The organism is Prosthecobacter sp., assembly GCF_014879935.1.
In the GTDB taxonomy this organism is placed as follows: domain Bacteria; phylum Verrucomicrobiota; class Verrucomicrobiia; order Verrucomicrobiales; family Verrucomicrobiaceae; genus Prosthecobacter.
The window spans coordinates 1-4,207 of the sequence record NZ_JACSRD010000126.1 but is presented as its reverse complement, the minus strand read 5'-3'; the positions used below and the strand labels follow the sequence as shown (position 1 = coordinate 4,207).

The 4,207-nt window shown below is 58.7% G+C and carries 3 protein-coding genes; all 3 read right to left on the bottom strand.

The window, feature by feature from the left end; translation table 11 throughout:
- A partial coding sequence (locus tag IAE77_RS10420; protein ID WP_294225779.1) for a restriction endonuclease subunit S occupies positions 1-510 on the bottom strand: 510 nt, incomplete at its 3' end.
- A complete protein-coding gene (locus IAE77_RS10415; protein ID WP_294225776.1) occupies positions 507-1,691 on the bottom strand; it encodes a PDDEXK nuclease domain-containing protein in 1,185 nt (394 codons plus the stop codon). The genes IAE77_RS10415 and IAE77_RS10420, both read right to left, overlap by 4 nt.
- On the bottom strand, positions 1,681-4,207 hold a 2,527-nt coding region (locus IAE77_RS10410; protein WP_294225773.1), incomplete at its 5' end, for an HsdR family type I site-specific deoxyribonuclease. The genes IAE77_RS10415 and IAE77_RS10410, both read right to left, overlap by 11 nt.

Genomic DNA, 4,207 nt, shown 5'->3' with positions numbered 1-4,207 from the left:
CGAACTCAGGCACGCGGCGATTTTTTGTTGTTCGGCGGGTTGGGGGCAGCCGATCACAAAGTTCTCCACTATGGGCAGCCTCAATGAGAGGACAGTAGATTTGACTGCTTTTTTCGCCAGCACCCCTTGGAGGTAATCGAGGGAGTGATAAACAAAACGACCGTCCCCTCGGTGGCGCATGAGCGCATAGGCACGCTGATGAAGATTGAACTTTCCCCGAAAGTATTTCGGAACAAAGCGCATCCCTTCGCCGGGAAGAATTACGGCTTCCGCATCAAACATGAACTCACTCGACTTCTTGATGACGGCTGACCGATCAAATAAAGGATAATCTCCTTCATCTTCATGATCTTGTGCGTTTGCTTTGCCATTTGTGATTTGAAGGCAAACTTCCCCGAGCGTTTTTGGCTCCCACGATGCAGCCCCCCGAAACTCCGGAAACCGCAGCTTCGGCGCCAGCGCGGACCTTGCCGCTTCCTTCGTGGCAGTGGTTTTCGTCTTACTGCTCATGGCTCCACCTCCTTGCCGAGTTGAGCAATGAAGCGTTCCATTTCCTCTTTCCGGGGCAACTCGACGGCGTAGCGGGAGACGAAGATCTGGTTGCTCAAGTCACCGAGGGCGAACTCGACGAGGGCGTCATTCTTGCGGGTGCAAAGCAGGATGCCGATGGGCGGCAGGTCGCCCGGGGTCATCTGGTGCTTTTTGTAATAAGCGACGTAGGTGTTGAGTTGGCCAAGATGCTCGTGGCGAAAGGCATCGGTCTTGAGTTCGACAAGGATGTGGCACTTGAGGATGCGGTGGTAGAAGACGAGATCGATGAAGAAATGCTCGTCGCCGATGAGGATGCGCTTTTGCCGGGCCTCGAAACAGAAGCCGTGCCCCAGCTCAAGGAGAAAATCCTGAAGACGGTCCAGCAAGGCGTCTTCCAGGTCGGATTCAGCCATGACATCCCGTGAACGCAGGCCGAGGAACTCGAAGACGTAGGGATCGCGGATGATGTGGGCAGGTTGGAGCGTGTCTGCGGCAGCGTGGGCCATGGCGGACAGCGTGGCCTTGTCTTTGGAGAGGCCGCTGCGCTGATAGTACAGGCTGGCGATTTGGCGGCGCAGCTCACGAACGGACCAGTTGCCACGGATGCACTCGATCTCGTAGAAGCGGCGCTGGGTGTCGTCGGGGAGTTGAATGAGTTCGTTGATGTGGGTGAAGGAGAGCCGCAGGGCCAATTGTGGAGTCGCTGTCTCCACAATTTGAGATTCGGGAGTCGCTGACTCCCGAATTGGCATGGGCGACCGGGGAAGCAGGTGCAGGAGGGGGCCGTAACCTTGCTGCACCAGAGATTTGGGAGCCAGTGACTCCCGGATTCGTGGATAAACCTGGTAGAACAACCGGTAGCGACGAAGCTCCCGTGGCGTGACCCTCGTCAATCCGTGGCTGGCAAGATGCAGGGCGAGCGTATCCATGAGACTCTCGCCATAGGCCGCCCGGTCTTGTCCCTGCTGCTCAAACTCCACAATCCGGTAGCCGATGAGCCAGTTCCGCAAGGTGAGCGCGACATTGACGGCTTTGGCGGCAAAATCCTGCGTCTGCTGATGGATATGGACGATGGAAGTGACCAGCGAGTCAAAGTCCCCTGACGCGGCGGGCGGCGCTGATTTCTTCTTCGCGGGCATCGGTGTTTTCTTACTGCTCATAGGCGCTGAGTCCTGAGATGTCGCGGCCACCGGCGCGTTTGACAAGGTAGGGGGCACAATCTTCCATCAGGGCGGTTTCCTTGTGGGTGCGATCTTTCCAGCCGAGGTCATACGGGGCGTAGAGGTCACTGAGTTTCTCGCCGTCGAAAATCATGCGGTCAAGGATGCCGTCCACGAAGGTTTGCAGGGCATCGGTGGCGAGGCCGTGCTTGGCAGCGATGGCGGCGAGTTCCCTGGCGTTCTTCTCGGCCTTGAAGCGAGTGTAGCCCTCGCGGATAGCCTTTTCAGAAAGACCCTCACCCGCCTTGAGCGTGCCGATGTATTCGGCGATGTCGTCGCGCTCGTTCATGAACTTGGCATCGGCGCTGATGAGGCCGATGAGTTCCTCGCGGGTCATCTTCGACTTGCCCGGGCCTTTTTCCGAGAACTTGGCGATAAGACCCATGATGTAGTCGTAATCAATGACGGCGGAGGCGAAAAGGACGAACTCGAAGTCGAGCTGATCCACGGGGTCATCGGAGCCGGGTTTGTCGCCGCCCTTGCCCTGCTGGTCTCTGAGCTTTTTGGCGGTTTCCAGATACTGGCCTTTGAAGCCGCGCAGGTTTTCCTCGGGCAGCACCTGCTCGATAGTGGCTTTGTTTTCCCCGGTGAGGTCGGTGTATTGATCGAGCTGGGTCTTGAGCCGCTGGACTTCCTTGAAGTGGGTGATGAAGGCGGCGCGGGCCTCGTCGCCCTTCAAATTGGCCACGGCGGAGGGCGTGCAGGCTAGGCCCTGGGACTTCATGAAGCCGTCGAGCTTCTGCACAGCGGCTTCCAGTTTCTGGATCACCACTGGCGCTTTGTCCACCAGCCAGATTTCCCGCGCCTGGTCGCCGGTTTTTTCGCCCGAAAACAGGGCGATGGCGGCGTCCACGGCGTCCTGCTGCTGGCGGAAGTCGAGGATGTTGCCGTAGGGTTTGGCGCCGTTGAGTACGCGGTTGGTGCGGGAGAAGGCCTGGATCAAGCCGTGGTGCTTGAGGTTCTTGTCCACGTAGAGCGTGTTCAGGAACTTGGAATCGAAGCCGGTGAGCAGCATGTCCACCACGATGGTGATGTCGATCTTCTGCGCCGGGGGGTAGTCGGCATTCGGCCACTGCTGGTCTTTGATGCGCTTCTGCACATCCTGGTAGTAGAGATCGAACTCGCTGAGGCGGTGATTGGCGCCGTAGCGGGCGTTGTAATCCGCCATGATGGCCTTGAGCGCGGCTTTTTTGCCCTCGGGGTCTTCCTCATTGTCCGCCTGCTCCTGTGGCAGGTCTTCCTGAATCTGCTTCACATCGGGATCGCCCTCGGCGGGCGGCGAGAAGACGCAGGCGATGTTCAGCGGCTTGAAGTCGGGATCGGCGGCTTGTTTGTCCGCCTGCATCGTCTTGAACAGCGCGTGGTATTCGATGGCGTCGTTGATGGACGCAGTGGCCAGGAGGGCATTGAAGCGGCGTCCGCCGGTAGCGGCATCGTGCTTGGCAAGAATGGCCTCAATGACCGCTTTCTTGGCGAGGGCCTCGCCGGGTTTCGGCGGGTTTTTGCCCTCAGGCTTGAAATAGTCGATGTGGAAGCGCAGGACGTTCCCGTCCTCAATGGCATGAGTAATGGTGTAGGCGTGGAGCTGCTGCTGGAAGAGGTCTTCCGTGGTGCGCATGGAGGCCTGGGTATCCTCGATCTTCTGCAAGGCGGCATTGGCCTCGAAGATGGGCGTGCCGGTGAAGCCGAAGAGCTGCGCCTTGGGGAAGAAGGCTTTGATGGCCTGGTGATTCTCGCCAAACTGCGAGCGGTGGCACTCGTCGAAGATGAAAACGATGCGCTGATCCTTCAGCGCTTCGAGCTGCGCCTTGTAGGTGGCCTGGCCGTTTTTGCTGCGCTGCTTGTTGCGCTTGCTGTTTTCGTCCAGCGCGAGGCCGAGCTTCTGGATGGTGGTGACAATGACCTTGTCGGCATAGTCCTCGGACAGCAGGCGGCGCACGAGGGCGGCGGTGTTGGTGTTTTCTTCAACGCAGCCTGCCTGGAACTTGTTGAATTCCTCCCGCGTCTGGCGGTCGAGGTCTTTGCGGTCCACGACGAAGACGCACTTGTGGATGTGATCGTTTTCCTTCAGCAGGGTGGACGCCTTGAAGGAGGTGAGCGTCTTGCCGCTGCCGGTGGTGTGCCAGATGTAGCCATTGCCGTTATCGTCATCGATACACTTCACTATATGCTGCACGGCATAGACCTGGTAGGGCCGCATGATCATGAGCTTTTGCTCCCCGGCGAGCAGCACCATGTAGCGGCTGATGGTCCGACCGAGGTCGCACTTTTTCAGGAAGCGTTCGGCGAACTCATCGAGGTGGGTGATCTTGCGGTTGTCCTCGTCCGCGAACTCATAGACGGGCAGGAAGCGCTCGTCGGTATTGAAGGCGAAGTGGCGGGCGTTGTTGTTGGCGAAGTACCAGGTGCGGTCACGGTTGCTGACGATGAAGAGCTGCATGAAGCAGAGCAGCGTC

What these genes read in the sequence shown, in the direction of transcription:
- IAE77_RS10415 (WP_294225776.1), bottom strand. Translation starts at nt 1,691, where the DNA reads ATGAGCAGTAAGAAAACACCGATGCCCGCGAAGAAGAAATCAGCGCCG.